The following is a 4,546-nucleotide window of genomic DNA, read 5'->3' on the forward strand; positions in this document are numbered from 1 at the left end:
CCCCCCCCCCCCCCCCCCCCCCCCCCCCCCCCCCCCCCCCCCCCCCCCCCCCCCTCAGCCCGTCCAGGAGGAGTGTGACCACTCGGTCGGTCTGGGCGTTGGCGGTGGGGGAGTCGGGCAGGTCCCATACCCCGCACAGTGCCAACAGTACGTCCCCGCCTTGAATGTCGGTGCGGGTGTGCCCGGTGTCCGCGGCGCCGGTGATGAGCTTGTCCAGGGCTTGCACCGTGACCTCGTAGGTCTGCTCCAGTAGTTCTTCTCCGGTGAGGGCGGCGGCGCGGAAGGCTTCACCCAGGCCCGGTCGGGTGCTGCCGTAGTGCCCTAGGTGGTGTAGCCATCGGTGGAGGGCTTGTTCGGCTGGGAGGGTGGTTGTCAGTTCGTCGGCCCAGTGGGCGAGTTCGGTCATTTCCTGGTGGTGGACGGCCAGGACCAGGGTCTCGCGGGTGGGGAAGTGTCGGTACAGGGTGGCGATGCTCACCTGGGCTTGGCGTGCGACCGCTTCCAGTGACAGGTGGGGGCCTTTGTGGGGTAGCAGCGCGATGGCGGCCTTCAGGAGTCGGTCGCGGTTGCGTTGGGCGTCGGCCCGCAAGGGTTTGGTGGCGGCCTTGGTCTTGGTGGTTTCCATGTTTGCTCCCTGGGTTGGGTGCGCTGTGCCCTTTGTGCGCCCCGACGTCAAACGTAGGGTCCTCCGTTTAGGGTACCGTCCTAGGAAGCGAAGGGTCCTACGTTTATGACTCTCGCGGCATCCACCTGGAAGGACCTGCAATGACCACCATCGCTGTGACCGGCGCCACCGGACGCCTGGGCGGGCGTATCATCGAGCGACTCCTCGAAGCCGGGGTGGCCGCCGCCGACATCGCGCCGCTGGTGCGCACCCATGACAAGGGCGCCCCCTGGCGCGAACGAGGCATGGACGTGCGCGTGGGCGACTATGACGACCCCGTCGCTCTGGCGGTGGCGCTGGCCGGGGTGGACAAGGTGGTTCTGGTCCCCTCGCCTTCGCTGGACAACGCCGTGCGGATCCAGCAGCAGCATCAGGTGGTGCGTGCCCTGTACGCGCTGGGGATCTCTCATCTGGTGTACGTGAGCCTGGCCGACCCCGAGCGGCGGCCCTTCGGCTTGGAGGACGTGGATCTGGCCACCGAGCACATCATTCGGGCGGTGGGCCTGCCTTTCACATTCATGCGCAACAGCGTCTACATGGACGAGCTGGGTCCTGAGCTGGGGGTGGCCGCCCGGACCGGTGAGCTGGTCTCGGCCACCGGTAGCCGGCCGCTGAACTGGGTGTGTCTGGATGATCTGGCCACGGCCATCGCCGGGGTGCTCGCCGGGCAGGGGCACCTGGGGCGCACCTATGAACTGACCAACACCGAGTTGTTCACCTATGACGACCTGGCCGCCCTGCTGAGCGAGGTGACCGGCCATCCGATCTCCCACAGGTCGGCCTCCACCCAGGAAGTGGTGCGGGTGCTGCACGAGGGCGGCATGGACGCCGAACACGCCCAGATGATGGCCGGCTTGTTCCACGTCGCCGTCGCCAAGGACACCTTCGACACCACCTCGGTGGACGTGCGGGAGCTGACCGGGCGCGTCCCGACCGTGTCGGTCGAACTCGTGCGCCGCATCCTGGGCTGAAAGACAGCCCTGCGTGCCATGGTCGGGCCTGGAAGAGGGAAACCGTGTTCTGGTGCGGCGGGCGCTACCGTGCCTCCTGCGCACCGTGCCCCTGCACGTCCAGAGCCGCGCTCGGGAGGTGTTCGCCGCTGATCGGTGCGCCGGTGAAGGGCTACGTCCCGGTTGTGTGGTCGTCTCCTGGGTCCCTGCCGAGTATTTCCGGGGTGGGGATGTTTACCGGCGAGGGATCGGGTAGGGGCTTGGGTGAGCACCTGCGCACCCCGGGGATCAAAGGGGGCGGCCGTAACGGCCGATTGGTCCCGGGTCGTCTGAGGCGGGTGTGGGGCCGGGCGCCTACGGGGGTTGTGCGCGCGGCCTGAGCCGGACCCTCGTTATCGGGGGATGTGCGAGATCCGGCGTAGACGGGAGTCCCCGCGGTCCATGGACCGCGGGGACTTTTCCTTGTCCGGGGTCAGGTGTGGGTGGTGCCGGTGACGTAGTGGGCCAGGTGTTGGCCGGTCAGGGTGGTGGCCTGGTCGATGAGGTCGGTGGGGGTGCCTTGGAAGATGATGCGTCCGCCGTCGTGGCCGGCTCCGGGGCCCAGGTCGATGATGTGGTCGGCGTGGGCCATGACGGCCTGGTGGTGTTCGATGACGATGACGGTGGTACCGGTGTCGACGAGTTGGTCGAGCAGGGTCAGGAGTTGTTCGATGTCGGCCAGGTGGAGGCCGGTGGTGGGCTCGTCCAGGATGAGGACGGTGTTCTTGCCGCCCATGTGGGTGGCGAGTTTGAGGCGTTGGCGTTCACCGCCGGAGAGGGTGGTGAGGGGTTGGCCGAGGCTGATGTAGCCCAGGCCGACGTCGTGCAGGCGGGTGAGGATTTTGTGGGCGGCGGGGGTGTGTGCGGGGCCGTGGGCGAAGAAGGTGTGGGCTTGGTCGACGGACATGGACAGGACCTGGCTGATGTCGTGTCCGTGGAGGTGGTGTTGGAGGACGGCGGGGGCGAAGCGTTTGCCTTCGCAGACGTCGCAGGTGGTGGTGATGGCGGCCATGATGCCCAGGTCGGTGTAGGTGACGCCGATGCCTTTGCATTGGGGGCAGGCGCCTTGGGAGTTGGCGCTGAACAGGGCGGGTTTGACGTTGTTGGCTTTGGCGAAGGCTTTGCGGATGGGGTCCAGGAGCCCGGTGTAGGTGGCGGGGTTGGAGCGGCGTGAGCCGCGGATGGGTGCTTGGTCGATGGCCAGGACGTCCTCGCGCGTGGCCAGGGATCCGTGGATGAGGGAGGTTTTGCCGGATCCGGCGACACCGGTGACGACGGTCAGGACGCCCAGGGGGATGTCCACGGACACGTCTTGCAGGTTGTGGGTGGTGGCGCCGCGGATGGGCAGGTGCCCGGTGGGGGTGCGCACGGTGGGTTTGGGGGTGGTGCGGTCGGCGAGGTGGCGGCCGGTGGTGGTGTCGGTGGTGCGCAGTTGTTCGACGGTGCCTTGGAAGGTGATGTGTCCGCCGTTGGTGCCTGCTCCGGGGCCGAGGTCGACGACGTGGTCGGCGATGGCGATGGTGTCGGGTTCGTGTTCGACGACCAGGACGGTGTTGCCCTTGTCGCGTAGGCGCAGGAGCAGGTCGTTCATTTGTTGGATGTCGTGGGGGTGCAGTCCGGCGGTGGGTTCGTCGAAGACGTAGGTGACGTCGGTGAGGGAGGAGCCCAGGTGGCGGATGAGTTTGGTGCGTTGGGCTTCGCCGCCGGAGAGGGTGCCCGCGGGCCGGTCCAGGGAGAGGTAGCCCAGGCCGATCTCGACGAAGGAGTCCAGGGTGCGGGCCAGGGTGGTGAGCAGGGGCGCGATGGTGGGTTCGTCGAGTTGGCGTACCCAGTGGGCGAGGTCGCTGATCTGCATGGCGCACAGGTCGGCGATGCCGGCGCCGTTGATCTTGGCGGAGCGGGCGGTGGGGTTGAGGCGGGTGCCCTCGCATTGGGGGCAGTCGGTGAAGGTGACGGCGGCGTCGACGAAGGCGCGGATGTGGGGTTGCATCGCTTCGCGGTCCTTGGCCAGGAAGGTTTTGCGGAGTTTGGGCAGGAGGCCTTCGTAGGTGAGGTTGACGCCTTCGACCTTGACCTTGACGGGGTCGTGGTGCAGGAGGTTGTGGAGTTCGGTGGGGGTGTAGTCGCGGATGGGTTTGTCGGCGTCGACGAGTCCGGAGGCGGCGTAGATGCGGGTGGTCCACAGGTTGTCGGATTTGTATCCGGGGATGGTGAAGGCGCCTTGGTTGATGGATTTGGTGTCGTCGTAGAGGTGGGTGAGGTCGAAGTCGGTGATTGTGCCGCGGCCTTCGCAGTGGGGGCACATGCCGCCTTGGCGGCTGAAGCTGACCTTGGTGGCTTTGGCTTGGCCGCGTTCGACGGTGATGGCGCCGCCGGCGTGGACGGTGGGGACGTTGAAGGAGAAGGCGTTGGGTGTGCCGATGTGGGGTTGGGCGATGCGGCTGTAGAGGATGCGTAGGAGGGCGCCTGTGTCGGTGGCGGTGCCGATGGTGGAGCGGGGGTCGGAGCCCAGGCGTTCTTGGTCGATGATGATGGCGGTGGTGAGGCCGTGGAGGAGGTCGACGTCGGGGCGGGGGAGTGTGGGCATGAAGCCTTGGAGGAAGGCGCTGTAGGTTTCGTCGATCAGGCGGCGTGATTCGGCGGCGATGGTGTCGAAGACCAGGGAGCTCTTGCCGGATCCGGAGACGCCGGTGAAGACGGTGAGTCGGCGTTTGGGCAGGGTGAGGTCGATGTTGTGGAGGTTGTTGGCGCGGGCGCCGTGGATGTCGATGGTGGGGTGGTCGTCGGCTGGGTGGGTGGTCATGGTGTGCTCCCCGGTGTGTGCCTGTGCTGGTCAGGTTATGTCGGGGGAGAGGGAGCGGCTACTATATACGTGACAGTCTCATAAACACAA

General features: G+C 67.2%; 3 protein-coding genes. 1 reads left to right on the forward strand and 2 read right to left on the reverse strand.

What is annotated here, in order from left to right; genetic code table 11:
- The coding region (locus BQ8420_RS08390) for a TetR/AcrR family transcriptional regulator (RefSeq protein WP_087097264.1) at nucleotides 1–625 on the reverse strand (625 nt) is incomplete at its 3' end.
- Nucleotides 626–765: 140 nt separating this feature from the next.
- Here BQ8420_RS08390 and BQ8420_RS08395 point away from each other — a divergent pair.
- Nucleotides 766–1,635, forward strand: a complete 870-nt coding sequence (locus BQ8420_RS08395) for an NmrA family NAD(P)-binding protein (RefSeq protein ID WP_087097265.1) — start codon at nucleotides 766–768, stop codon at nucleotides 1,633–1,635.
- 451 nt (nucleotides 1,636–2,086) lie between these two features.
- Here BQ8420_RS08395 and BQ8420_RS08400 read toward each other — a convergent pair whose 3' ends face one another.
- A complete protein-coding gene (locus BQ8420_RS08400) occupies nucleotides 2,087–4,456 on the reverse strand; it encodes an excinuclease ABC subunit UvrA (protein ID WP_087097266.1) in 2,370 nt (789 codons plus the stop codon).
- Nucleotides 4,457–4,546: the final 90 nt, after the last annotated feature.

Origin of the sequence: Nocardiopsis sp. JB363, assembly GCF_900143625.1 — a bacterium.
In the GTDB taxonomy this organism is placed as follows: domain Bacteria; phylum Actinomycetota; class Actinomycetes; order Streptosporangiales; family Streptosporangiaceae; genus Nocardiopsis.

Bases quoted from the DNA above. Each gene is read 5' to 3' on its own strand.
- BQ8420_RS08395 (WP_087097265.1), top strand. From the start codon at position 766: ATGACCACCATCGCTGTGACCGGCGCCACCGGACGCCTGGGCGGGCGT.
- BQ8420_RS08400 (WP_087097266.1), bottom strand. From the start codon at position 4,456: ATGACCACCCACCCAGCCGACGACCACCCCACCATCGACATCCACGGC.